The organism is Nonomuraea fuscirosea (genome assembly GCF_035917475.1).
Classification (GTDB): Bacteria; Actinomycetota; Actinomycetes; order Streptosporangiales; family Streptosporangiaceae; genus Nonomuraea; species Nonomuraea fuscirosea.
The window spans coordinates 2774897-2797186 of sequence record NZ_CP109074.1 but is presented as its reverse complement, the minus strand read 5'-3'; the positions used below and the strand labels follow the sequence as shown (position 1 = coordinate 2797186).

22 protein-coding genes and 1 pseudogene are annotated in these 22290 nt (G+C 71.6%); 3 read left to right on the top strand and 20 right to left on the bottom strand.

What is annotated here, in order from left to right; genetic code table 11:
- Nucleotides 1-84: 84 nt before the first annotated feature.
- The 16 genes from OIE67_RS12600 to OIE67_RS12525 form a co-directional block, all read right to left on the bottom strand.
- Nucleotides 85-690: a response regulator transcription factor gene (locus tag OIE67_RS12600; protein WP_326639723.1), complete on the bottom strand. Its 606-nt coding sequence runs from the start codon at nucleotides 688-690 to the stop codon at nucleotides 85-87.
- A gap of 37 nt (nucleotides 691-727) precedes the next feature.
- On the bottom strand, nucleotides 728-1906 hold the full coding sequence (locus OIE67_RS12595) for a sensor histidine kinase (protein ID WP_326639721.1): 1179 nt from the start codon (nucleotides 1904-1906) through the stop codon (nucleotides 728-730).
- Complete coding sequence (locus tag OIE67_RS12590) at nucleotides 1903-2637, bottom strand: ABC transporter permease (protein WP_326639718.1); 735 nt, start codon at nucleotides 2635-2637, stop codon at nucleotides 1903-1905. Before OIE67_RS12590 ends, OIE67_RS12595 begins: the two co-directional genes overlap by 4 nt.
- Entirely contained in the window at nucleotides 2634-3533 is a 900-nt protein-coding gene (locus OIE67_RS12585; RefSeq protein ID WP_326639716.1) for an ABC transporter ATP-binding protein, read from the bottom strand. Before OIE67_RS12585 ends, OIE67_RS12590 begins: the two co-directional genes overlap by 4 nt.
- Nucleotides 3534-3631: 98 nt before the next feature.
- On the bottom strand, nucleotides 3632-4477 hold the full coding sequence (hisG, locus tag OIE67_RS12580; RefSeq protein WP_106251456.1) for an ATP phosphoribosyltransferase: 846 nt from the start codon (nucleotides 4475-4477) through the stop codon (nucleotides 3632-3634).
- Nucleotides 4478-4534: 57 nt separating this feature from the next.
- A complete protein-coding gene (locus OIE67_RS12575) occupies nucleotides 4535-4798 on the bottom strand; it encodes a phosphoribosyl-ATP diphosphatase (protein WP_020547470.1) in 264 nt (87 codons plus the stop codon).
- A 240-nt stretch (nucleotides 4799-5038) separates the two neighbouring features.
- On the bottom strand, nucleotides 5039-6922 hold the full coding sequence (locus tag OIE67_RS12570) for a DEAD/DEAH box helicase (RefSeq protein WP_326639707.1): 1884 nt from the start codon (nucleotides 6920-6922) through the stop codon (nucleotides 5039-5041).
- A 304-nt stretch (nucleotides 6923-7226) separates the two neighbouring features.
- Complete coding sequence (locus tag OIE67_RS12565; protein ID WP_106251458.1) at nucleotides 7227-7586, bottom strand: metal-sulfur cluster assembly factor; 360 nt, start codon at nucleotides 7584-7586, stop codon at nucleotides 7227-7229.
- Entirely contained in the window at nucleotides 7583-8023 is a 441-nt protein-coding gene (gene sufU, locus OIE67_RS12560) for a Fe-S cluster assembly sulfur transfer protein SufU (protein WP_106251460.1), read from the bottom strand. Before sufU ends, OIE67_RS12565 begins: the two co-directional genes overlap by 4 nt.
- Nucleotides 8024-8025: 2 nt before the next feature.
- On the bottom strand, nucleotides 8026-9282 hold the full coding sequence (locus OIE67_RS12555) for a cysteine desulfurase (RefSeq protein WP_326639702.1): 1257 nt from the start codon (nucleotides 9280-9282) through the stop codon (nucleotides 8026-8028).
- Nucleotides 9279-10025: a Fe-S cluster assembly ATPase SufC gene (sufC, locus tag OIE67_RS12550; protein WP_106251463.1), complete on the bottom strand. Its 747-nt coding sequence runs from the start codon at nucleotides 10023-10025 to the stop codon at nucleotides 9279-9281. Before sufC ends, OIE67_RS12555 begins: the two co-directional genes overlap by 4 nt.
- A gap of 4 nt (nucleotides 10026-10029) precedes the next feature.
- Entirely contained in the window at nucleotides 10030-10353 is a 324-nt protein-coding gene (locus OIE67_RS12545) for a Rieske (2Fe-2S) protein (protein ID WP_106251464.1), read from the bottom strand.
- Complete coding sequence (gene sufD, locus OIE67_RS12540; protein WP_326639698.1) at nucleotides 10350-11519, bottom strand: Fe-S cluster assembly protein SufD; 1170 nt, start codon at nucleotides 11517-11519, stop codon at nucleotides 10350-10352. Before sufD ends, OIE67_RS12545 begins: the two co-directional genes overlap by 4 nt.
- Complete coding sequence (gene sufB / locus OIE67_RS12535; RefSeq protein WP_106251468.1) at nucleotides 11519-12931, bottom strand: Fe-S cluster assembly protein SufB; 1413 nt, start codon at nucleotides 12929-12931, stop codon at nucleotides 11519-11521. The genes sufD and sufB overlap by 1 nt, the downstream gene beginning before the upstream one ends.
- Nucleotides 12928-13626, bottom strand: coding sequence for a helix-turn-helix transcriptional regulator (locus OIE67_RS12530; protein WP_326639695.1), 699 nt, complete (start codon nucleotides 13624-13626; stop codon nucleotides 12928-12930). The genes sufB and OIE67_RS12530 overlap by 4 nt, the downstream gene beginning before the upstream one ends.
- A gap of 92 nt (nucleotides 13627-13718) precedes the next feature.
- Complete coding sequence (locus OIE67_RS12525; protein WP_106251472.1) at nucleotides 13719-14963, bottom strand: multidrug effflux MFS transporter; 1245 nt, start codon at nucleotides 14961-14963, stop codon at nucleotides 13719-13721.
- A gap of 190 nt (nucleotides 14964-15153) precedes the next feature.
- Between OIE67_RS12525 and OIE67_RS12520 the strand changes: the two genes are divergently transcribed.
- Together OIE67_RS12520 and OIE67_RS12515 are read left to right on the top strand one after the other, a co-directional pair.
- Nucleotides 15154-16062 (top strand): ABC transporter ATP-binding protein, encoded by a 909-nt coding sequence (locus tag OIE67_RS12520; RefSeq protein ID WP_326639691.1) that lies wholly within the window; start codon nucleotides 15154-15156, stop codon nucleotides 16060-16062.
- A 43-nt stretch (nucleotides 16063-16105) separates the two neighbouring features.
- Complete coding sequence (locus tag OIE67_RS12515) at nucleotides 16106-16873, top strand: ABC transporter permease (protein WP_106251475.1); 768 nt, start codon at nucleotides 16106-16108, stop codon at nucleotides 16871-16873.
- Between the two features lie 55 nt (nucleotides 16874-16928).
- On the opposite strand, the gene OIE67_RS12510 is transcribed toward OIE67_RS12515, so the two are convergent.
- Nucleotides 16929-18113, bottom strand: a complete 1185-nt coding sequence (locus tag OIE67_RS12510; protein WP_326639688.1) for an MFS transporter — start codon at nucleotides 18111-18113, stop codon at nucleotides 16929-16931.
- Between the two features lie 144 nt (nucleotides 18114-18257).
- Between OIE67_RS12510 and OIE67_RS12505 the strand changes: the two are divergent.
- Nucleotides 18258-19177 (top strand): annotated as a pseudogene (locus tag OIE67_RS12505) (EamA family transporter).
- Between the two features lie 304 nt (nucleotides 19178-19481).
- On the opposite strand, the gene OIE67_RS12500 reads toward OIE67_RS12505, so the two are convergent.
- The 3 genes from OIE67_RS12500 to OIE67_RS12490 are packed head-to-tail and all read right to left on the bottom strand — an operon-like array spanning nucleotide 19482 to nucleotide 22286.
- A complete protein-coding gene (locus OIE67_RS12500; protein WP_106251480.1) occupies nucleotides 19482-20150 on the bottom strand; it encodes a GntR family transcriptional regulator in 669 nt (222 codons plus the stop codon).
- Nucleotides 20151-20184: 34 nt separating this feature from the next.
- Complete coding sequence (locus OIE67_RS12495; protein ID WP_326639686.1) at nucleotides 20185-21246, bottom strand: ornithine cyclodeaminase family protein; 1062 nt, start codon at nucleotides 21244-21246, stop codon at nucleotides 20185-20187.
- Nucleotides 21243-22286, bottom strand: coding sequence for a proline racemase family protein (locus OIE67_RS12490; protein ID WP_326639684.1), 1044 nt, complete (start codon nucleotides 22284-22286; stop codon nucleotides 21243-21245). The genes OIE67_RS12495 and OIE67_RS12490 overlap by 4 nt, the downstream gene beginning before the upstream one ends.
- Between the last annotated feature and the right edge of the window lie 4 nt (nucleotides 22287-22290).

Here is a 22290-nt window from a genome sequence, read left to right as displayed (position 1 = left end):
CACCCCACTCATGCACCGTCGCCCACCAACCCCACCGACCGCCCAGCCCTCATCGGCCGCGCAGCCGCCGTTCGGTCGCGGAGGTCAGAGCCAGCCCTGGGTTCTGGCTCGTTGGACGGCCTCGATGCGGTTGCGGGCCCGGGTCTTCTGGATCGCCGCGGACAGGTAGTTGCGGACCGTGCCCTCCGACAGGTGCAGCCGGGCAGCGATGTCGACGATCGTCGAGCCGTCGGCCGCCGCGGCCAGCACGTCGCGCTCGCGCGGCGACAGCGGATTGGGCCCGGCGCTGAGTGCGGCCGCGGCCAGTCCGGGGTCGATCACCCGCTCCCCCGCGTGCACCCGCCGGATGGCCGCCGCCAGCTCCCTGGCCGGGCTGTCCTTGACCAGGAACGCCACCGCCCCGGCCTCCATGGCGGTGCGCAGGTAGCCGGGCCGTCCGAAGGTGGTCAGGATCATCACCCGGCACTCCGGCACCCGTTCGGTGATCTTCGCGCAGGCGGTGAGCCCGTCGGTGCCGGGCATCTCGATGTCGAGCAGCGCGACGTCGGGCCGCACCTTGACCGCCACGGCCAGCGCCTCGTCACCGTCCGCGGCCTCGCCGGCGACCTCGATGTCGGGCTCCAGACCCAGGAGCGAGGCCAGCGCACCACGGATCATGCCCTGATCCTCGGCCAGCAGCACCCGGATCATGCGCCCGCCTTCGTCCCGGCCGGAATCCGTACCCACGTCACGCGTCCGCCCCGGCCGGGATCCGTACGCGGAGCGCGTGACCGCCGGCCGGCTCGGGGCCGGCCATGACCGTGCCGCCCGCGCTCGTCACCCGCTCGGACAACCCGCTCAGGCCGCTCCCCGGCCTGTAGGGGCCGGTGCCGTCCTTCCCGTCGTCCACGATCTCCAGCATGGCGTGCGTGCCCCCGTACGTCAGCCTGATCTCGCACCGGGTGGCCCGCGCGTGCCGTACGACGTTGGTGGTGCCCTCGCGCACGATCCAGCCGAGCAGCCCTTCGAGCGGTTCGGCGGGCGTGCCCACATCCAGGCTCGTGTCCCGGGTTTCGGTGCTGGGCAACCGGCCCGTGGTGCGGACCTCCGCGCGTACGCCGGCCGCCGCCAGCACGGTCCTCGCGTTGTCGAGCTCTTCGGCCAGGCTGCGCTGCCGGTAGCCGGTGACCGCCTCGCGCACCTCGACCAGCGCCTTCCTGGCGACCGACTCGATGTCCCCGATCTCCTGGAGCACCCGCGGCGACCGTTCGGCCAGCCGCCCGGCGAGCTCGCTCTTGAGCACGATCAGCGACAGGCTGTGCCCGAGCAGGTCGTGCAGGTCGCGGGCGATGCGCAGCCGCTCCTCGGCGGCGGCCAGCCGGGCCACCTCGTCCTGGGCGCGATGCAGCTCGACGGTCAGCGTCCTGGTGTTGCGGACGCTGATGAACAGCACGCCGAGGGTCACCACCTGCATGCCGAGGACGATGACGGTCTCGGGCGTGCTGCCGGTGATGAACCCCGCGGCCAGGATCGTCAGCAGGCTCAGCGCCATGCCCCCGAGCGCCCACAGGGCCGGCAGCCCGAACCCGTACAGCACGACGCTGTAGACCGGCAGGCTCATCCAGGAGCCGGCGAAGACGAGCGCGCCGGTCATCCCGAGCACGGTGGTGAGCCCGAGCAGCGGATAGGTCCAGCGGCTGCGCTCCAGGAAGCTCGTGGAGCTGAGCACCGTACCCAGGAACGACACGACGAACGCGACGAGCAGCAACCCCGCCCAGACGGCCCGCGCTCCGGTGAGCGCGCCGGTGACGATCTCCGCGATGGGGAAGACCAGGTAGACCATCCCGGCGGACGTGCCCAGCAGCCGCCTCCCGCGCGAGGCGCCCCCGTCGGCCCGCCCGAAGGTGATCCTGTCGGCGAAGCTCACCCTCGTACGGTAGCGCGCCGGTAGAGGTAGGCCGCCGCCCCGCCCAGAACGACCGCCCACCCGGCCACGACCAGCACGTCCATCGCGTCCACCCCGTGCCCGCCGGCCAGGCTCCAGCCGAGGCTCGCGTAGTGGAAGGAGGGCGTGAGCTCGGCGACGGTCTTCATCGTGGCGCCGAAGATCTCCGGCGGGAACCACAGCCCTCCGGCGATGGCCAGGGCGAACATGCACACCATCGAGGCCGGCTGGGCCGCGTCGGCGGACAGCGCCGAGCCGAGGGCGAGCCCCAGCGCGATGAACGGCACGGTGCCCAGCCACATGGCCAGCAGCAGCGCCACCCACCGGCCGGGCGGCAGCGACACGCCCTGCTGCACCACTGCCGCCACGCTCACCAGCAGCAGCGAGGGCAGGACGAGCGCCAGCGCGGTGCTGATCTTGGCCACGATGACGGCCCAGGACGGCAGCGGGGTGATCTGGAGCTGGCGCAGCCAGCCGGACTGCCGCTCGGTGGCCAGCGGCACGGCCGAGCTCATCATGGACGAGGCCAGCGCGCCGTAGGCGGCCATCGACACCATGAGGATCACGTTGTAGCCGAGCCCGGAGCCGGCGGTCTCGTCGCCGTAGATGTTGGCGTTGATCAGGTACAGCGCGACGGGGAAGGCTACCACGAAGACGAGGTAGCGCCGGTTGCGCAGCATGCGCACGATGTCGGCCCTGGCGAAGTGGATCATCGGGACTCCCGGGTGAGCTGGAGGAAGGCGGCTTCGAGGTCGGCGCCGGTGAGGGTGAGGCCGCGTACGTCGAGCGCGGTGCCCCGATACAGCCCGTCGAGGGTGGCGTCGGCGTCGGAGGTGTGCAGGGTGGCCGTGCCGCCGGCGATCTCCACGGCGGTGACGCCGGGCAGCCGGTCCAGGCCGGCCGCGGGCTGCTCGCCGAGGACGAAGCTGACGGCCTGGCCGCCGGCGCCGGCCTTGATCTGGGCGGCGGTGCCGTCGGCGGCCAGCCGTCCCCTGGCGATGACGATCACCCGGTCGGAGTGCTCGTCGGCCTCCTCCATCTGGTGGGTGGCGAACAGCACGGTCCTGCCGCCGGCCGCGTAGTCGTGCATGCTCGCCCAGAACCGCAGCCTGGACTCCACGTCCATGGCCGCGGTGGGCTCGTCGAGCAGCAGGATTCTGGGTGCGCCCGCGACGGCCAGGGCGAACCTGACCCGCTGGGCCTGCCCGCCGGACAGCCTGCCGGCCCGCCGCCCGGCCAGCTCGGTCAGGTCGGCGAGGCTGAGCAGCTCGTCGAGGGCGAGCGGGTCGGGGTAGAGCCGGCGGACGAGGTCGATGAGCTCCTTGACGGTCAGCTCGGGGATGAGCGCGCCGTTCTGCAGCATGGCCCCCATCTGGCCGGCCCTGACCGCCTCGGCCGGAGTGCCGCCGTGTACGCGGACCGCGCCCGACGAGGGCAGCAGGAGGCCGAGCAGCAGGTTGATGGAGGTCGACTTGCCGGCGCCGTTGGGCCCCAGCAGGGCCACCGTCGTGCCGGGCTCGATGCTGAGCGAGAGGTCGTCGACGGCGAGCACGGCCCCGTAGTGCTTGCTGACGTGATCGAACTCGACCGCGTTGGAGGTGGATCGCATACCTCGAACGCTATGGCGGGGCGGGCGGCCGGCATCAGTGCGATCCCTCCGCCGTCGACCATGACATTTGTCAGATCACCCGCCCCGCCGGAGCGGTGTCAGAGGCGGCAGGCGTAGATGTCGGTGACCAGGATGGCGCGCCCGCCGATGTCCCAGAGCTTGTCCATCACCTGCTGGTGGCCCTTGCGCCGGACCATGGCCCGCACCGCGACCCAGCCCTCGCGGTGCAGCGGCGAGACGGTGGGCCCCTCCATGCCGGGGGTGAGCGCGATGGCCTCCTCGATGCGCTCGGCCCGGATGTCGTAGTCCATCATCACGTAGTCGCGGGCGTGCACGACGCCCTGGAAGCGGCGTACGAGCTGCTCGACACCCTGGGTGTCGGGCACGCCCTGCCGCCTGATCAGCACCGCCTCCGAGCGCATGATCGGCTCGCCGAAGACCTCCAGGCCGACGTTGCGCAGCGTGGTGCCGGTCTCGACCACGTCGGCCACGGCGTCGGCGACGCCGAGCCGGATGGCGGTCTCGACGGCTCCGTCGAGCTTGATGACGCGGGCGTCGACGCCCTGGTCGGAGAGGTATTTCTCGAGCAGTCCCGCGTAGGAGGTGGCGATGCTCCGGCCGTTGAGGTCGGCCACCGAGGTCATCGCGCCGGCCGTGGTGGCCAGCCGGAACGTTGAGTCGCCGAAGCCGAGCGGCATGATCTCCTCGACCGGGGCACCGGAGTCGACCAGCATGTCGCGGCCGGTGATGCCCACGTCGAGGGTGCCCTCGCCGACGTAGACGGCGATGTCGCGGGGGCGCAGGAAGAACAGCTCGCAGCCGTTGGCCTCGTCGACCAGGACGAGTTCCTTGCTGTCGCGGCGCGAGCGGTAGCCCGCCTCTTTCAGCATGCTCTGGGCGGCCTCGCTGAGCGCGCCCTTGTTGGGTACTGCCAGACGCAGCATGTCAGGTCCTTACGTGTCTCGCTTCCGTCATCTCCGGGTGCCGGGCGCCTGGGCGCCCTAGAGATGCTTGTAGACCTGGTCGAGGCCGATGCCCTTGGCGATCATGAGCACCTGAACGTGGTAGAGGAGTTGCGAGATCTCCTCGGCGGCCCTGTCGTCTGACTCGTGCTCGGCCGCCATCCAGCTCTCGGCGGCCTCCTCGACGACCTTCTTGCCGATGGCATGGACGCCGGCGTCGAGCGCGGCCACGGTGCCCGAGCCCGCGGGCCGGGTCCGGGCCTTCTCGGACAGCTCGGCGAACAGCTCTTCGAAGGTCTTCATGATCTCTCTCGTCGGTCGGCTGCGTGCCTGATAAGCCTAGTCTGCGTCATGGGGTGACGCCGCCCCGCGTCCGCCACGCGAGACGCCACAAGACGGCGTGCGAGACGACGTGCGAGACGGTGGGGACGACAGGGGGACGACGCGAGCACCCGGCCGGAAACGGCACTGCCCGCCGCACCTGAGAAAGGCACAGCGGGCAGTGTCGTGAAATGTCGCGGTATGTCGCGGCGTCAGGCGCGGTCAGCGCTCGAAACGACGCCCCGAGTTGCGGCGGAAACCACCGTTGCCACGGTCGTCCGGACGCCCGCCGCCACCGCCGGAGCGGTAGCCGTCACGCGGCGCGCGGTCGTCGGAGCGCACCCCGCGCTCGCGGTCGGCCGAGAACGGCCGGCCACGGTCGGAGGCGTAACGGCCGCCCCGGTCGTCGGACCGGTAGCCGCCGCCACCGCCACTGCGCTGCCCGCGGTCGTCCTGCCGGAACGGGCGGTCGTCGGAGCGGTAGCCGCCCCGAGCGGGCCGGCTGTCACGGCGGCGGTCGTCGCCGATCGGGCGCTGCTCCTGCGTACGCCCGAACGGCCGCTCACCCTCGCCGTGCCGGCGCGGACGCCGGTCGTCGCCAGAGGTGAAGGGACGCTCGTCGTCGTGCCGGCGCGGACGCCGGTCGTCACCGGACGCGAACGGGCGGTCGCCGTCCTCGTGCCGGCGCGGACGGCGGTCGTCGCCGGAGCCGGGGCCGAACGAGCGCTCGCCGTCGTCGTGCCGGCGCGGGCGGCGCTCACCGTCGAAATCCCGGCGGCCCCGCCCCCTGCCCCTGCGCTCGGACGAGCCGCCCTCGCGGCGCGGGCGCAGCGGCTTGCGGACGTCGGGCTCCCACACGGGAACGGCCTCGCCACTCGGCGTGCGGGACCCGGTCACCTCGGCGAGGCGAGGATGTCCGGGCGTGGCCTTGAGCCGGAACGGGTGGATCCCGGCGCGGCGGGTGAGGGCGTCGGTCGAACGGCGCTCGTTGGGCAGCACCAGGGTGACGACCGTGCCCTTCTCGCCTGCGCGGGCCGTGCGGCCGCCCCGGTGCAGGTAGCTCTTGTGGTCCTGCGGCGGGTCCACGTGCAGCACCAGGCTGATGTTGTCCACGTGGATGCCGCGGGCCGCGACGTCGGTGCAGACGAGCACGTTGACGGAGCCCTCACGGAACTCGGCGAGGATGCGGGTGCGCTGGTTCTGGCGCTTGCCGCCGTGCAGGCCGCCCGACTTGACGCCGACCCTGGCCAGCTGCTTGCACAGCCGGTCCACGCCGTGCTGGGTGCGGACGAAGATGATCGTACGGCCCTCGCGGTTGGCGATCTCGGCCGTGACGTCGAACTTGTCGTCGCGCGACACCTGCATCACGTGGTGCTCCATGGTGTCGACCGGCGAGGTCGCCGGGGCCACGGAGTGGGTGATCGGGTCCTTGAGGAAGCGCTGCACCAGCTTGTCGACGTCGCCGTCGAGCGTGGCCGAGAACAGCAGCCGCTGGCCGTCGGCCGGGGTCTGCGCGAGCAGGTCGGTGACGACGGGGAAGAAGCCGAGGTCGCACATGTGGTCGGCCTCGTCGAGGACGCTGACCTCGACGTCGCCGAGCGAGCACTCACCCTGGCGGATGAGGTCGCCCAGGCGGCCGGGGGTGGCGATCACGATGTCGACGCCGCGGCGCAGCGCCTCGATCTGCTTGCCCATGGACATGCCGCCGACGATGACCTTCATGCGCAGCCCGAGGCCGCGCCCGAGGGGCTCGAGAGCGTCGTGCACCTGGAGGGCGAGCTCGCGGGTGGGCACGAGGATCATCGCGTGCGGACGCCCGGGGGCGGGCCGCACGCCGGCGATGCGCGCCATGGTGGGCAGGCCGAAGGCGAGGGTCTTGCCCGAGCCGGTCTGGCCGCGCCCGAGGACGTCGTGGCCGGCGAGCACGTCGGGGATCGTCGCGCTCTGAATGGGGAACGGGCTGTCGAAGCCCAGCTTGGCCAGTCCGTTGAGGAGCGGCTTGGGCAGGCCCAGCAGCTCGAACTCGGACGGGCCCGGCCCAGCGTTGGTCTCGGCGTTCGTCTCAGGGGAGGTTTCGCCGAGCGTGGGCATGACAGCGTCAAGCATGGTCACGAAATTCGTGCCTTTCCGTCGAAGTGGCGCGTCACTTCTGCGAAAGGACGAGCCGGGACGTGCGGCTCCTGGCCGCACACGTTCAGGGCGCCCGCCATGAGGGCGGGATGAAATGAGGGGGCACACCCGGCACCGGCCGCAGGCGATGCGTGACGCGCGATGAGACGTCAGGTGTTCCTGTTTTCCAACGCCGGGGATATTATCGGATATTCCCCGGCCAGGGGCACGGACTTTCCGGAACCCGCTATGGCACGCTGAAACGGCTGACGATTTACGCCAGCCGTGACAGCGGAAAAGATCAGACGTTGAAGCCTAGCATACGCAGCTGCTCGCGCCCCTCGTCGGTGATCTTGTCAGGGCCCCACGGCGGCAGCCAGACCCAGTTGATCTTCACATCCGAGACCATGCCGTCGAGCGCCGAGTGGGCCTGGTCCTCGATGACGTCGGTCAGCGGGCAGGCCGCGCTGGTCAGCGTCATGTCGATGGTGGCCACGGGCTGCCCGCCGTCGGACGGGTCGAGGTTGAGCCCGTAGATCAGGCCCAGGTCGACGACGTTGATGCCGAGCTCGGGGTCGACGACGTCCTTGAGCGCCTCCATGACCTCTTCGGCGGTCGCGTCACCGTCGTAGCCGGTCGGGGTCTCCACAGGCTTGCTCATTCGGCAGCACTCCTCACAACAGCGTCCTTGTACGCCATCCACGAAAGCAACGCACATTTAACACGCGCCGGGAACTTGGCCACGCCCGCGAACGCGACCGCGTCGCCGAGGACCTCCTCGTCGGCCTCGACCTTCCCCCGGCCCTGCATGAGCCGGGTGAACTCGTCGACCACGGAGAGCGTCTCGGCGACCGTGGCGCCGGTGGCCAGCTCGTGCAGCACCGACGCGGCGGCCTGGCTGATCGAGCAGCCCTGACCTTCGTAGGAGACGTCCAGAACCTTGCCCGCGTCGCCCACCTTGACCCTGAGCGTGATCTCGTCGCCGCACGTCGGGTTCACGTGGTGAACCTCGGCGTCGTACGGCTCACGAAGCCCGCGCCCCTGCGGGTGCTTGTAGTGCTCCAGGATCAGCTCCTGGTACATCGACTCGCCGATCATGGCTATGCGAACACCTTCTGAACGTGATGGAGGCCGCGCACCAGGGCGTCGATCTCGCCCGTGGTGTTGTACAGGTAGAACGACGCCCGCGTGGTCGCGGGTATTCCGAAGCGCAGATGCAGCGGGCGCGCGCAGTGGTGCCCGACGCGTACGGCGACCCCGAACTGGTCGTCCAGGATCTGCCCGACGTCGTGCGGGTGGATGCCCTCCAGCGTGAACGACACCGTGCCCCCGCGCCCTTCGAGCGTCTCGGGGCCGATGACGCGCAGGGTGGGCACCTCGCGCAGGGCGTCGAGCGCGTAGGCCGTCAGCGTGCGCTCGTGCGCCTCGACGGCCTCCATGCCGACCTCGGTGAGATAGTCGACCGCCGCGCCGAGCCCGATGGCCTCGACGATCGGCGGCGTGCCCGCCTCGAACTTGTGCGGGATCGGCGCGTACGTCGAGCGGTCCATCCAGACCGCCTCGATCATCTCGCCCCCGCCCAGGAACGGCGGCATGGCCTCCAGCAGCTCGCCGCGCCCCCACAGCACGCCGATGCCGGAGGGGCCGACCATCTTGTGGCCGGTGAAGGCCACGAAGTCGGCGCCCAGCGCGGTCACGTCGACCGGGTGGTGCGGCACGGACTGGGAGGCGTCGAGCGCGACCAGCGCGCCTGCCTCGCGGGCCCGCGCGGCCACCTCGGCCACCGGGTTGACGGTGCCCAGCACGTTGGACTGGTGCGCGATCGAGACGATCTTCGTCCGCTCGGTGATGAGCTCGGGCGTGTAGTCGAGCCGCCCGTCGTCGGTGACGCCGAACCACTTCAGCGTCGCGCCGGTGCGCTGCGCGAGCAGCTGCCACGGCACGATGTTGGAGTGGTGCTCCATCTCGGAGATGACGATCTCGTCACCGGGGCCGAGGGTGAAGCGCGGATCGGTGTTGGCCGGGTTGCCGAAGGAGTAGGCGAGCAGGTTGAGCGCCTCGGAGGCGTTCTTGGTGAAGATCACCTCGTCGCGCGACGGCGCCCCGACGAAGCCCGCGATCTTGTCGCGGGCGTTCTCGTAGGCGTCGGTCGACTCGGCGCCGAGCACGTGCATGGCGCGCCCGACGTTGCTGTAGTGCAGCGCCAGGTGCTCCCGCATGGTCTCGATGACCTGGTTGGGCTTCTGTGAGGAGTTGCCCGAGTCGAGATAGACGAGCGGACGCCCGTCGGGCAGCTCGCGGGAGAAGATCGGGAAGTCTTCCCTGATCTTCTCCACATCGAAGCTGTGTGAAGTCATGCAGACGCCTTCGTGTACTGCTCGTAGCCCTCGGCCTCGAGCTTGTCGGCCAGTTCGGGCCCGCCCTGCTCGACGATCCGGCCGGCCGCGAAGACGTGCACGAAGTCGGGCTTCACGTAGCGCAGGATGCGGGTGTAGTGCGTGATCAGCAGCACGCCGGTGTCGCCGGAGGCGCGGAAGCGGTTGATGCCCTCGGAGACCACGCGCAGCGCGTCGACGTCGAGGCCGGAGTCGGTCTCGTCGAGCACCGCGATCTTCGGCTTGAGCAGCTCCATCTGGAGGATCTCGTGGCGCTTCTTCTCGCCGCCGGAGAAGCCCTCGTTGAGGTTGCGCTGGGCGAAGGCGGGGTCGATGGACAGGGCGTCCATGCCGCCCTTGAGGTCCTTGGCGAACTCGCGCAGCTTGGGCGCCTCGCCGCGGACGGCGGTGACGGCCGAGCGCAGGAAGTTCGACACGGACACGCCGGGGACCTCGACCGGGTACTGCATGGCCAGGAACAGACCGGCGCGGGCCCGCTCGTCGACGGACAGCTCCAGCAGGTCGACGCCGTCGAGCAGCACCTGGCCGCCGGTGACGGTGTACTTCGGGTGGCCGGCGATGGCGTAGGCGAGGGTCGACTTGCCCGAGCCGTTGGGGCCCATGATGGCGTGGGTCTGCCCGGCCTGGACGGTCAGGTTGACGCCGCGCAGGATTTCCTTGTCCTCGACGGCGACCTGCAGGTCACGAATCTCTAGGGTGGACATGTGCTTAGGACTCCTTCGAGAGCGAGACGAGCACGTCATCGCCGTCGATCTTGACTGTGTAGACGTTCACGGGCTGGGTCGCGGGCGGCCCGGTGGGCTTGCCGGTCTGGATGTCGAAGCACGAGCCGTGCAGCCAGCACTCCAGGGTGCCGTCGTAGACCTCCCCCTCGCTGAGCTTGACCTCGGCGTGGGAGCAGACGTCGTGCAGGGCGAAGACCTCTTCGCCCCTGCGGACCAGCGCCACCGGCGTCTCGTCCGCGCCGACCTCGACACCGAGGACGCCCCCTTCGGGGATGTCCTCGACCTTGCACACCTTCTCGAAGCTCATCGAACGGGCTCCGCGACGGGCTCGGCCGCCTCGGCGACGGACTCGGCGGTGTTGAGCTCCGCCTCCAGGGCGTTCATGACGCGCTCGCGGATCTCGTCGATCTGGATCTTCTCGATGAGCTGGCCGAGGAAGCCCCGCACGACCAGGCGGCGGGCCTCGTCGTAGGGGATGCCGCGGGCCTGGAGGTAGAAGATGTGCTCGTCGTCGAGCCGGCCGGAGGCGGAGGCGTGCCCCGCTCCGGCGACCTCGCCGGTGAGGATCTCCAGGTTGGGCACCGAGTCGGCGCGGGCGCCGTCGGTGAGGATGAGGTTGCGGTTGAGCTCGTAGGTGTCGGTGCCCTCGGCCTCGACCCTGATGATCACGTCGCCGATCCAGACGGCGTGCGCCCGGTCGCCCTGGAGGGCGCCGCGGTAGTCGACGTTGCTCTTGCAGTTGGGCTGCGAGTGGTCGACCAGGAGGCGGTGCTCCAGGTGCTGGCCGGCATCGACGAAGTAGACGCCCGACATGTCGGCGTCGCCGCCGGGGGCGGTGTAGGTGACGCTGGGCGACAGGCGGACGAGGTCGCCGCCGAACGTCACCACGAAGCTGCGGAACGTCGCGTCCTTGGCCAGCGAGGCGTGGTGGGAGGAGACGTGCACGGCGTCGTCGTCCCAGTCCTGGAGGCTGACGACCCTGAGACTGGCGCCGTCGCCGACGACGAACTCGATGTTGTCGGCGTAGACGGCGCTGCCCTTGTGGTCGAGCACGAGCACGGCCTCGGCCATCGGCTCGACCTTGACCACGATGTGGCCGTAGGAGGCGCCGCCGCCGGTGCCGGTCAGCGTGAGCACGGTGGGCTTGGAGGTGACGGCCTCGCGCGGCACCGTGATCACGGTGGCCTTCTCGAAGCTGTTCCACGCCTGGGCGCTGACCCGGTCGGCCGGCACGAACGACTTGCCCACGCGGGCGTCGTCGCGGCCGACCGTCTCGACGGTGACCTCGGGTGCGGCCTCGACGTCGACCCGGACGTGCCCGGCGGCCTCGGCCTTGCCGTTGTGCAGGCCCTTCAGGCGGGCCAGCGGCGTGAAGCGCCACGCCTCCTCGCGCCCGGTCGGGACGTCGAAGTCGGCCAGGTCGTAGGACGCCTTCTCGTGCAGGGTCGACAGGGGCTTCTCGTTCAGGCCCATCAGCCGACGGCTCCTTCCATCTGCAGCTCGATCAGCCGGTTGAGCTCGAGCGCGTACTCCATGGGCAGCTCCCGCGCGATCGGCTCGACGAAGCCGCGCACGATCATCGCCATCGCCTCGTCCTCGTCGAGGCCGCGGCTCATGAGGTAGAAGAGCTGGTCCTCGCTGACCTTGGAGACCGTGGCCTCGTGCCCCATCGAGACGTCGTCCTCGCGGACGTCGACGTAGGGGTAGGTGTCGGAGCGGCTGATCTGGTCGACCAGCAGCGCGTCGCACTTGACGGTGCTGGCGCTGCCGTGGGCGCCCTCCTCGATCTGCACGAGACCGCGGTAGGAGGTGCGGCCGCCGCCGCGCGCCACCGACTTGGAGATGACGCTGGAGCTGGTGTTGGGCGCCAGGTGCACCATCTTGGAACCGGCGTCCTGGTGCTGGCCCTCGCCGGCGAACGCGACGCTCAGGGTCTCGCCCTTGGCGTGCTCGCCCATGAGGTAGACGGCCGGGTACTTCATCGTGACCTTGGAGCCGATGTTGCCGTCGATCCACTCCATGGTCGCGCCCTCGTAGGCGACGGCGCGCTTGGTGACCAGGTTGTAGACGTTGTTGGACCAGTTTTGAATGGTCGTGTAACGGCAGCGGGCGTTCTTCTTCACGATGATCTCGACGACCGCGCTGTGCAGCGAGTCGGAGGAGTAGATCGGCGCGGTGCAGCCCTCGACGTAATGCACGTAGCTGTTCTCGTCGACGATGATCAGCGTCCGCTCGAACTGGCCCATGTTCTCGGTGTTGATCCGGAAGTAGGCCTGCAGCGGGATCTCGACCTCGACGTTCGGCGGCACGTAGATGAACGAGCCACCGGACCACACGGAGGTGTTGAGCGCGGCGAACTTGTTGTCGCCCACCGGGATCACCGAGCCGAAGTACTCCTTGAAGAGCTCCTCGTGCTCCTTCAGGCCCGTGTCGGTGTCGACGAAGATGACGCCCTTCTCCTCAAGGTCCTCACGGATCTTGTGGTAGACGACCTCCGACTCGTACTGGGCGGCGACTCCGGCGATGAGGCGCTGCTTCTCCGCCTCGGGGATGCCGAGCTTGTCGTAGGTGTTCTTGATGTCGGCGGGCAGCTCGTCCCAGGAAGCGGCCTGCTTCTCGGTCGAGCGCACGAAGTACTTGATGTTGTCGAAGTCGATGGCGGTGAGGTCGGAACCCCAGGTCGGCAGCGGCTTCCTGTCGAACAGGCGGAGGCCCTTCAGGCGAAGGTCGAGCATCCATTCCGGCTCGTTCTTGAGTCCGGAGATGTTGCGGACGACCTCCTCGGACAGGCCTCGCTTGGCCGCCGCGCCCGCGGCATCCGGGTCGGCCCAGCCGAACTTGTAATTCCCGAGGCCTTCCAGCTCCGGGCGGTCGGTGACAGTCACCTTCCGGTCTCCTTGCTCTTGTCTCTATGTGCGGAATCGCTCAGCGACTGCGGCGACACGTGCGTCGTGCACACCCCGTCGCCGTGGGCGATCGTGGCCAGGCGCTGCACCGGCTTGCCGAGCAGCTGCGCGAACGCCTCCGTCTCGGCCTCACACAGCTGCGGGAACTCCGCGGCCGCGTGCGCCACCGGGCAGTGGTGCTGGCAGAGCTGGTCGCCGCCGGACTTGGCCTTGCTGGCCGAGGCGGCATACCCCTCCGCCGACAGCGCCTGCGCCAGCACCTGCACGCGCTGGTCCGCCGGCACCGCCCGCATGGCCGGCTCCAGCCGCTCCAGCAGGCTCGACACCTGCTCGCGGGCGAAGTCGGCCACGGCTTGCTCCCCCATGCGCTCGGCCAGGAAACGCAGCGCGCTCCCGGCCAGGTCGTCATAGGCGTGCTCGAAAGCACTCCGCCCCGCGTCGGTGATCGCGAACAGCTTGGCGGGCCGTCCGCGCCCGCGTTGCCCGCGGGGGCGTACCGTACGAGGCTCGATCATCCCGTCGGCCAGCAGCGCGTCGAGGTGACGCCGGACGGCGGCGGGCGTGAGCCCGAGCCGCTCGCCGAGTGCCGCGGCCGCGACGGGACCATGCTCAAGAATCAGCCTGGCGACGCGGGCGCGGGTGCCGCGCTCGTGGCCTGGCTCCATCGTGGGCATGTTTTTCACAACATCAGTGTGCCGTAATTCCTTCCCGCTTTCCAAACGGATCCGAGCAGGGGCGGGAATGGAATTTGTCACGCAGGGTAGCCTTACCTAACTTTTGCCCGGCTCAGGAAGGTGAACGTGAGCACCGAGCACAGGATGAGCCCGAGCATGACACACGCCATGGGCACGGCGGTGCCGGATCCGGCAAGTCCGACCAGCGGGGCCGCGGCGGCGCCCAGCGCGAACTGCAGCACCCCTGTCAGGGCCGAGGCGCTGCCCGCGACGTGCGCGGGCTGGGAGCCCAGGGCCAGCGCGCCGGTGCCGGGCAGGGTCAGGCCCTGGCCCAGCATGAGGACGAACAGCCCGGCCACGATGCCCCACAGGCCGAGGCCCGCCAGCGCGGCGGCCATCAGCAGGACCGCGCCGGTCAGGCCGACGCCGAGCCCGACGCGGACCAGCAGGACGGGCGGCACCCGTCCCGACAGGCGGCCGCCGAGCTGGGCGGTGCCGGTCAGGGCCAGGGCGTTGAGGCCGAAGATGAGCGAGTACTGCTGGGGCGTGGCGCCGTACACCTCCTGGAGCACGAACGGCGAGCCCGAGATGTAGCCGAACATGGCGCCGAACGCCAGCCCGCCGGTGAGGGCGTAGCCCATGAACGTGCGGTCGCGCAGCAGCTGCCAGAACGTGCGCGCGGTGTGCGCGAGCCCGCCGCTCTCCCGCGCGGCGGGGGGCAGCGTCTCGCGTACGCCCGACAGCACCGCCAGCAGCAGCACGACCCCCGCGATGCTGAGCGCGACGAACACGCCCCGCCACGAGGTGAACGCGAGCAGCTGCGCCCCGGCGATCGGGGCCAGGATCGGCGCCAGGCCGCTGACGAGCATGAGCGTGGCGAAGATGCGGGCGATGGCGGCCCCGTCGTACAGGTCGCGCACGACGGCCCGCACGATGACCAGCGCGGCGCCGCCCAGCATGCCCTGGAGCAGGCGGAAGGCGATGAGCATCGGCACCGAGGGGGCGAACGCGCACAGCAGCGAGGCGAGCATGAACCCGGCCACGCCCACCATCAGCGGCACCCGCCGCCCGCGCACGTCGCTGAGGGGACCGGCGATGATCTGCCCCACGGAGACGCCGATGAGGCAGGCGGTGAGCGTCAGCTGGACCTGCGCGGGCGCGCTGAGCATCTCGGAGGTGATGGCCGGCAACGCGGGGAGGTACATGTCGATGGAGAGCGGCCCGATCGCCGACAGCGCTCCGAGGATCAGCAGCAGCAGGCCGCGGCGGCGCTTGTGCTCCCCCTCGACGGTGGAGACGGTGGACATGGCTGCGGGCGTGGCTTCTGCCACGGACATGCGTGAACCCCTTTCCCTCGCAGACCTGTGGCCCACGAGGGCCGAGGGATCCAACCCCGTTCCGGTCCTCCTAATTCCCGGTTATCAGATATTTCCGGATCTGCCGTGCTCGGCGGGAGATGACGCCCGGCCCATGCGGTCATGCTCACCTGACGCCGGAACCGTCGGACGGAGTCCCTAAACTCGTGGCATGGACTCCCCAGCCGTCGAGATCGTCGACCTGGTCAAACGCTACGGCGGCAGCACCGCCGTCGACGGCCTCACGCTGCGGGCCGAGCGCGGAGCGGTCACCGCGGTGCTCGGCCCCAACGGCGCGGGCAAGACGTCCACGGTGGAGATCTGCGAGGGCTTCCGCACCGCCGACGCGGGCACGGTCAGAGTGCTCGGCCTGTCCCCCACGCGGCCCGAGCTGCGCGCGCGGGTGGGCGTGATGCTGCAGGCGGGCGGCGTGCCCCCGGCGATGCGCTGCGCCGAGTGGCTGCGGCTGGTCTCCCGCTTCTACGCCAGCCCGCTCGACACCGCGGCGCTGCTGGCCCGGCTGGGCCTCACCGACCACGCCCGCACCCCCTACCGGCGGCTGTCCGGCGGTCAGCAGCAGCGGCTCTCGCTGGCGGCGGCCGTCGTCGGCCGGCCCGAGCTGGTCTTCCTCGACGAGCCGACGGCGGGCCTCGACCCGCAGGCCAGGCACGCCTGCTGGGAGCTGGTGGCCGAGCTGCGCCAGGCGGGCGTGTCGGTGGTGCTGACCACGCACCACATGGACGAGGCCGAGCGCCTGGCCGACCACGTGGTGATCATCGACAGGGGGCGCGTGGTGGCCGAGGGCAGCCCCGCCTCGCTGACCGGGGCCGAGCGCCAGCTCCGGTTCAGGGCCAGGCCGGGGCTGGGCCTGGAAGAGCTGCTCAACGCGCTGCCCGCGGGCAGCGCGGCCAAGGAGTCGCCCTCCGGCCACTACATCATCGAGGGTCAGGTGGGGCCCGAGCTGCTGGCCACGGTGACGGCCTGGTGCGCGGCCGAGGGCGTCACCGCCGACGACCTGCGCATCGAACGGCGCACCCTCGAAGACGTCTTCCTCGAACTGACCGGCAGGGAGCTGCGATGACCACGCCGGGCCGGTTCCTCTCATCCACGTGCCGGGAGTCGCGATGACCACGCTGGACCTCACGCCCGCGCCCGGCGCGGCGCCGTTCGGGCGCATGGTGCTGGCGCAGGCGGGCGCGGAGATCCGCGCGATGCTGCGCAACGGCGAGCAGCTCCTGCTGACCCTGGTCATCCCCGTGCTGCTGCTGACCGGCTTCTCGCTGGCGCCGCTGATCGACGTCGGCGGCGGGCGGCGGGCCGACTTCCTGGTCCCCGGCGTGCTGGCGCTGGCGGTCATGTCCACCGCCTTCACCGGGCAGGCCATCGCGACCGGGTTCGAGCGCCGTTACGGGGTGCTCAAGCGGCTGGGCGCCACACCGCTGTCCAGGAGCGGGCTGATGCTCGCCAAGACGACGGCGGTCGTCGGCGTGGAGGCGGTCCAGGCGGTCATCATCGTGGCCGTGGGGCTGGCGCTGGGCTGGCGGCCGCAGGGGTCCTTCCTCGCCGCCGCGCTGCTGATCGTGCTGGGCACGGCGGCCTTCAGCGGGCTGGGGCTGCTCATGGCGGGCACCCTGCGCGCCGAGGCCACGCTGGCCGGCGCCAACCTGGTCTACCTGGTGCTGCTGGGGGCGGGCGGGGTGATGTTCCCGCTGACGAAGTTCCCCGAGGGGCTGCGGCCGGTCCTGGAGGCGCTGCCCATCTCCGCGCTCACCGGCGGGCTGCGCGCCGTGCTCTCCCAGGGCGCCGCGCTGCCGCTCGCCTCCGTGGTCGTGCTGGTCGTGTGGGCGGCGCTGTCCCTGGCGCTGGTCTCCCGCACCTTCCGCTGGGAGTGAGCCGGCCCGCTGGAGCGACCCGTCCGCTCGGGTACGCGGGCGCCGGCGGTGCGGGCTATTCGGGCTGGGGTTCCGGGCGGGCGGCGCGCAGGGCGCCGTAGCGGTGGCGGCCGAGCGCGGCCGCGGCGGTCAGCGGGATCGCCGCGACCGCGGCCAGGCCGAACAACAGGGCGTAGCGCCCGTCCTCGGCCAGCGGCCCCGCCGCCCACGAGGCCACCGCGCTGCCCACGAACAGGGAACAGGCGAAGAACGCGATCGTCGTCCCCCTGGCCTCGGGCACGACCGAGGTGGCCCAGGTCTGCAGCGAGGAGTGCAGGAACGACCAGCCGCCGCCCAGCAGCAGCGCGGTGACGGCCACGGACGGCACGCTGACGTTCACCGTCACGATCGCGAAGCCCACGCAGAGCTGCGCGCCGCCCACGACCATCAGCAACGGGACGGGCCAGCGGCCGGACAGGTGCTTGACCAGCTTGGCGAAGGCCCACAGACCCAGCCCGTACGCGGTGATGGCCAGGCCGGCCACGGCGGCGGCGAGGCCGGTGTGCTGCAGCGCGGGAGCCAGGAACGGCATGGCGCCGAGCATGATCGCCCCCTCGGTGAAGGCGAGCGCGAACACCAGCAGCGCCCACCGCTGCCGCAGCACCGCCCCCAGGTAGCCGCCCACGCCCCGGCCGTCGTTCCCTTCGTGGCGGGGCGGCTCGGGCAGCGCGCGCAGCGCGACCGCGCAGATCAGCGCGAAGACGGCGGGCACGGTGAAGGCCACCCGCCAGTTCACCAGACCGGCGACGACCCCGCCGAGCCCGGTGGCCAGCGCGGTGCCGAGCGCGGCCGCGGCCATGAGGTCGGTGAGCGCCCGCTGGCGCACCTCGGCGCGTACGGTGTCGCCCACGTACGTCAGCCCCGTCGGGATGACCGCGCCGAAGCAGGCGCCGGTCACGACCCTGGCCACCACGAGCGTCGCCAGGACGGGCATCAGCGCCGAGACCGCCCCGGCCACGGCGGCGCCGAACAGCGCCCAGCGCATGACCCGCACGCGTCCGAGCCGGTCGGACAGCAGCCCCCACAGCGGCTGGGTCAGCCCGTACGCGAGGTAGTAGCCGCTCGCGGCGGCCACCGCGCCCGACAGGGAGACGCCGAGATCGTCGGCGATGAGCACGAGCATGGGGCTCACCGCGAAGCGGTCGAAGCTGCTGATGAACGCGGCCACCGACAGGGGCAGGGGCGGGCGGACGAGACTCACGGGAGGGGGGGGGTCGTCATGGGTCCACGGTTCGTTGGCCTGGATGAATGACCCGATCAACAGTAGTACAGCCGCAAAACGGGAATGTCGGCGGGCCCGAGTAAGCTCTGACGGTTGCCCCCTCGCATCCGCCAGAGGAGTCCTGTGACCGCCTTCGCCCTCGACGACGCCTACGACCGCGGCTCCGGCCTGCCCAGGCCGGGCAGCCTGCTGCGCGGCGCGGCCGACTCCATCCCGCCCAGCGGGCTGGTGGTGCTGGCGATCTTCTCCGTGCAGCTGGGCGCCGGGTTCGCCAAGGAGCTGTTCGCGGCGCTGCCGCCGAGCGCGGTGGTGTTCCTGCGCATCACGGCGGGGGCGCTCATCATGGGGGCGTTCGCCAGGCCCAGGCTCAAGGGGCTGGCGTGGCGCGACTGGGCGGTGGGCCTCGGCTTCGGCCTGACGCTGGCCCTGATGAACCTGTCCTTCTACGAGGCCCTGTCGCGGCTGCCCATGGGGATCGCGGTGGCCATCGAGTTCCTCGGGCCGCTGGGTGTGGCGGTCGCGGCGTCGCGGCGGCGGGTCGACCTGGTGTGGGTCGGCCTGGCGGCGGCCGGGGTCGCGCTGCTGGCCCCGTGGGGCGGGTCGGCCACGGTGCAGTGGGCCGGCATCGGGTTCGCCGTGCTGGCCGCCCTGGGGTGGGCCGCCTACATCCTGCTGTCGGCCGCCGCCGGGCGGCGTTTCCCCGGCACGACCGGGCTCTCGTTCGCGATGATCGCTCGGCGGTGGTGATCGCCCCGGTCGGGGCCACGACCGGCGGGGCCGAGCTGCTGCGGCCCGAGCTGCTGCTGATCGGGCTGGGCGTGGGGCTGCTGTCGTCGGTGATCCCCTACTCGCTGGAGCTGCAGGCGCTGCGGCGGATGCCCAAGCACGTGTTCGGCATCCTGATGAGCCTCGAACCGGCCGTGGCGGCGCTGATCGGGGTGCTGCTGCTGAGCGAGCTGCTGCACGTGCAGCAGTGGGCGGCGATCATCTGCATCGTGGCCGCCAGTCTCGGCTCGACGCGGGCCGCCCGGCGGGTGAAATAGCGCGAGACGGCCGGAAAGCGCGGCCGCCGCGCGCCCGTTGGATGGGGTCCCGGGCGCGCGGCGGAGGGCTCGGCCTCGGTGGGCGGGGTGTGCCGAGCCCGCGAAGGTCAGCGGAGTGCGGGTGTCCGCTTGACCAGGCGGATGCCACCACCGGAGCGGCATGGTGGCCGGTCCGACGGGGACGAGATGGCGAGCCGACGGCGATCGCGCTGAGGCGTTTGCCCGGTCGGCCCGCAAATGAGATTACCGCCTGAGGGGAGCTTCTGATCCCCGAATGTCGGAACTCGCGCCGCCCGCCCGGCGGTCAGTGCTCGGCCCAGATGCCCCTGACATGTCCGATGTGCTCGGCCATGAGGGTGCCGACCGCCTCGCTGTCGCCGCGGCTGAGCGCGTCGAGCAGTTCGAGGTGCTCCCTGGCCGAGCCGCCCAGCGTGCCGCGTTCCGACAGCTGCGACAGGCCGTAGAGCCTGGCCCTGTTGCGCAGGTCGCGCACCACCGACACCAGGTGGGCGTTGCCGCACAGCGACAGCAGCTCGACGTGGAAGCGCAGGTCGGCGTCCACGTACGCGAGCAGGTCGCCGCGTTCGCTGGCCGCGACGATCTCCTCGGCGATGGGCCGCAGCCGCTCGAACTCCTCCGCCCGCGAGCTGTCGGCCAGCCTGGCCACCGTGGGCACCTCGATGAGCTGGCGGATCTCGGTGAGCTCGTCGAGGTCGCGGTCGGACAGCTCGGTGACCCGGAAGCCCTTGTTGCGCACCGCCTCGACCAGGCCCTCCTTGGCCAGGTCGAGCATCGCCTCACGGACGGGCGTGGCCGAGACGCCGAACTGGGCGGCCAGCACCGGCGCCGAGTAGACGACCCCCGGCCGCATCTCCCCCGTGATCAGCGCCGCCCGCAGCGCGTGCGCGACCTGCTCGCGCAGGCTCTGCCGCTCCCCCACCATCGGCAGGTCGAGCCGGTCCTCGGCAGCCATCCGCCCATCCTCTCTGTTCACGCCGCGTAAGCGTCTACGTCCACGCCTCGTATGCGGCAGCCGCGACCACGAGGTCCTCCCACGCCATGCCCGTGCTCTTGAACACGCGCGGCCCCGGTCCGATGATCACCTGTCCGGTGATCAGGTCGGCGAGGTTTCCGGCGAGATGGCGGGAGGAGATCGTACCCCGGCTCATCGGGATGATGACGTCTCCGGCCTCCTCCAGGGCGGCCGCCCTGGCCTCGACGATCACGGTGGCCCGCGCGACGAGGTCGCCGTCGAGCTCGCGGGCGCCGGGCTCGTGCGAGCCGACCGCGACGACGGTGGCGCCGTCGCGGGTGAGCTTACCGGGGAACAGCGGTCGCCTCGCGGTGGTGCAGCAGGCGACGAGATCGGCCTGCGCCAGCGCTTCCGCCAGCCCCTCCGTCAGCGCCCGCGCCACCTGCTCGTCCGGCCCTGACCTGCCGTCTTCGGTCGCTTGAGCGGACGTCGTGGGGCTGGGGCTTGTGCGGCTCGCGGGAGTTGTGCGGCTTGTGGGGTCGTTCGCGGGGTTGGTGAGGGCGCGGGCGGTCAGGCCGAGGGCGTGGCAGCGGGCGGCCAGCTCCTCCGCCCGTCCCGCGTCCCGCCCGACCACGGTGACGTCCTCGACCGGCCGCACCTCCCGCAGTGCCAGCACATGCCCGTACGCCTGCGGCCCGCTGCCGAACACCACCAGCCGCCGCGCCCCCGGCTCCGCCAGGTGCCGCACGGCCAGGGCGGAGACGGCGGGCGTGCGCAGCGAGGTGAGCGCGATCCCGTCCATGGCCGCCAGCGGGGTCAGGGTGTCGCCGTCGAACAGCAGGTACGTCCCCTGGATCCGGGGCAGCCCGCGCTCCGGGTTCGCGGGCGCGATGCTGACCGCCTTGACGCCGGCGTACCGGCGGGTGGCGGCGGGCATGAGCAGCAGTTGCCCGGCGGGCACGTCCACGACCGGCCGCTGCGGCGTGGCCTCGGGGTCGAGGCCCGCGCGCAGCGCCTCCTCCAGGACGGTGACGGCCCGTCCCATCGGCACCAGCCGCTCCAGGGTGGCCGCGTCCAGGTACGGCAGGCCGCTCATCGCAGCGTGAACCCGGTTTGGAACGGATCGGCGGGGTCGAGCTCGAAGGTGTGCCGCCCCGTCCGGTACGCCATGCCGTCGATCTCCACGACCACTCCTCGATCGGTCTCCGCCGCGACGCGCGCGGTGAAGACGCTGCCCACGATGCTCAGGTGGATGAGCTCGCCCGTTTCGCCCTCGTCGTGCAGCAGGGCCATCCTGGCCGCGGTGCCCGAGCCGCAGGGCGAGCGGTCCACCTCGCCGTCGGCGAACACGGTGACGTTCCGCTGCCGCCTGACCCCGCCACCGCCACCGCCACCGCCACCATCGTCGGGCAGCTCCTCGTGGAAGATCACCCCGTACACGCCGGACAGCCGCTCGTCGTCCGGATGCGTGGCGGCCGGATGACCGGCGAGCTCCGCCTTGATCCGGCGGGCGTGGCCGATGAGGGCGTCCAGGTGGCGGGGTTCGACCGACAGCCCGACGGCCGAGGCGGGCAGGGAGGCGTAGATGGCGCCGCCGTACGCGACGTCCACGGTGGTCCCGGCCACGGGCACGTCGCGGGCGACGACGTACGAGGGCACGTTGACGAAGGTCACGGACTCGACCCGGCCGCCCGACGTGCGCACCCGGGCCTTGACCCGGCCCGACGGCACGTCGACGACCACCTCGGTCACGCCGTCCGGGGCGGCCTCGACCAGGCCCTCCTGCACGGCGTACACGCCGAGTGCGATCGTGCCGTGCCCGCAGGCGGTGGAGAAGCCGTCTTTGTGCCAGAACAGCGCGCCGAACCGCGCGCCCGGGTCGTCCGGCGGGACCAGGAAGCAGCCGTACATGTCGGCGTGCCCGCGCGGCTCGTGACACAGCAGCCGCCGCACGTCGTCGAGCTCGGCCATCGCCGTGCTCCGGCGCGCGAGCACGTCGGAGCCGGCGATCTCGGGCACCCCGCCGGTCACGATCCGGAACGGCTCACCGGCCGTGTGGTAGTCGACCGTCGTGATCGGCCCGGTGATCGGCCCGGTGATCGGCCCGGTGATCGGCCCGGTACTCGGCGTGCTCATCAGG

Excerpts from the sequence above, each read along its gene's own strand:
- OIE67_RS12600 (WP_326639723.1), bottom strand. The coding sequence starts at position 690 with ATGATCCGGGTGCTGCTGGCCGAGGATCAGGGCATGATCCGTGGTGCG.
- OIE67_RS12545 (WP_106251464.1), bottom strand. The coding sequence starts at position 10,353 with ATGAGCTTCGAGAAGGTGTGCAAGGTCGAGGACATCCCCGAAGGGGGC.
- OIE67_RS12490 (WP_326639684.1), bottom strand. The coding sequence starts at position 22,286 with ATGAGCACGCCGAGTACCGGGCCGATCACCGGGCCGATCACCGGGCCG.
- OIE67_RS12590 (WP_326639718.1), bottom strand. The coding sequence starts at position 2,637 with ATGATCCACTTCGCCAGGGCCGACATCGTGCGCATGCTGCGCAACCGG.
- OIE67_RS12520 (WP_326639691.1), top strand. The coding sequence starts at position 15,154 with ATGGACTCCCCAGCCGTCGAGATCGTCGACCTGGTCAAACGCTACGGC.
- sufU (WP_106251460.1), bottom strand. The coding sequence starts at position 8,023 with ATGATCGGCGAGTCGATGTACCAGGAGCTGATCCTGGAGCACTACAAG.
- OIE67_RS12575 (WP_020547470.1), bottom strand. The coding sequence starts at position 4,798 with ATGAAGACCTTCGAAGAGCTGTTCGCCGAGCTGTCCGAGAAGGCCCGG.
- OIE67_RS12565 (WP_106251458.1), bottom strand. The coding sequence starts at position 7,586 with ATGAGCAAGCCTGTGGAGACCCCGACCGGCTACGACGGTGACGCGACC.
- OIE67_RS12530 (WP_326639695.1), bottom strand. The coding sequence starts at position 13,626 with ATGCCCACGATGGAGCCAGGCCACGAGCGCGGCACCCGCGCCCGCGTC.
- OIE67_RS12555 (WP_326639702.1), bottom strand. The coding sequence starts at position 9,282 with ATGACTTCACACAGCTTCGATGTGGAGAAGATCAGGGAAGACTTCCCG.
- OIE67_RS12495 (WP_326639686.1), bottom strand. The coding sequence starts at position 21,246 with ATGAGCGGCCTGCCGTACCTGGACGCGGCCACCCTGGAGCGGCTGGTG.
- OIE67_RS12500 (WP_106251480.1), bottom strand. The coding sequence starts at position 20,150 with ATGGCTGCCGAGGACCGGCTCGACCTGCCGATGGTGGGGGAGCGGCAG.
- hisG (WP_106251456.1), bottom strand. The coding sequence starts at position 4,477 with ATGCTGCGTCTGGCAGTACCCAACAAGGGCGCGCTCAGCGAGGCCGCC.
- sufC (WP_106251463.1), bottom strand. The coding sequence starts at position 10,025 with ATGTCCACCCTAGAGATTCGTGACCTGCAGGTCGCCGTCGAGGACAAG.
- OIE67_RS12570 (WP_326639707.1), bottom strand. The coding sequence starts at position 6,922 with ATGCTTGACGCTGTCATGCCCACGCTCGGCGAAACCTCCCCTGAGACG.
- sufD (WP_326639698.1), bottom strand. The coding sequence starts at position 11,519 with ATGGGCCTGAACGAGAAGCCCCTGTCGACCCTGCACGAGAAGGCGTCC.
- OIE67_RS12525 (WP_106251472.1), bottom strand. The coding sequence starts at position 14,963 with ATGTCCGTGGCAGAAGCCACGCCCGCAGCCATGTCCACCGTCTCCACC.
- OIE67_RS12585 (WP_326639716.1), bottom strand. The coding sequence starts at position 3,533 with ATGCGATCCACCTCCAACGCGGTCGAGTTCGATCACGTCAGCAAGCAC.
- OIE67_RS12515 (WP_106251475.1), top strand. The coding sequence starts at position 16,106 with ATGACCACGCTGGACCTCACGCCCGCGCCCGGCGCGGCGCCGTTCGGG.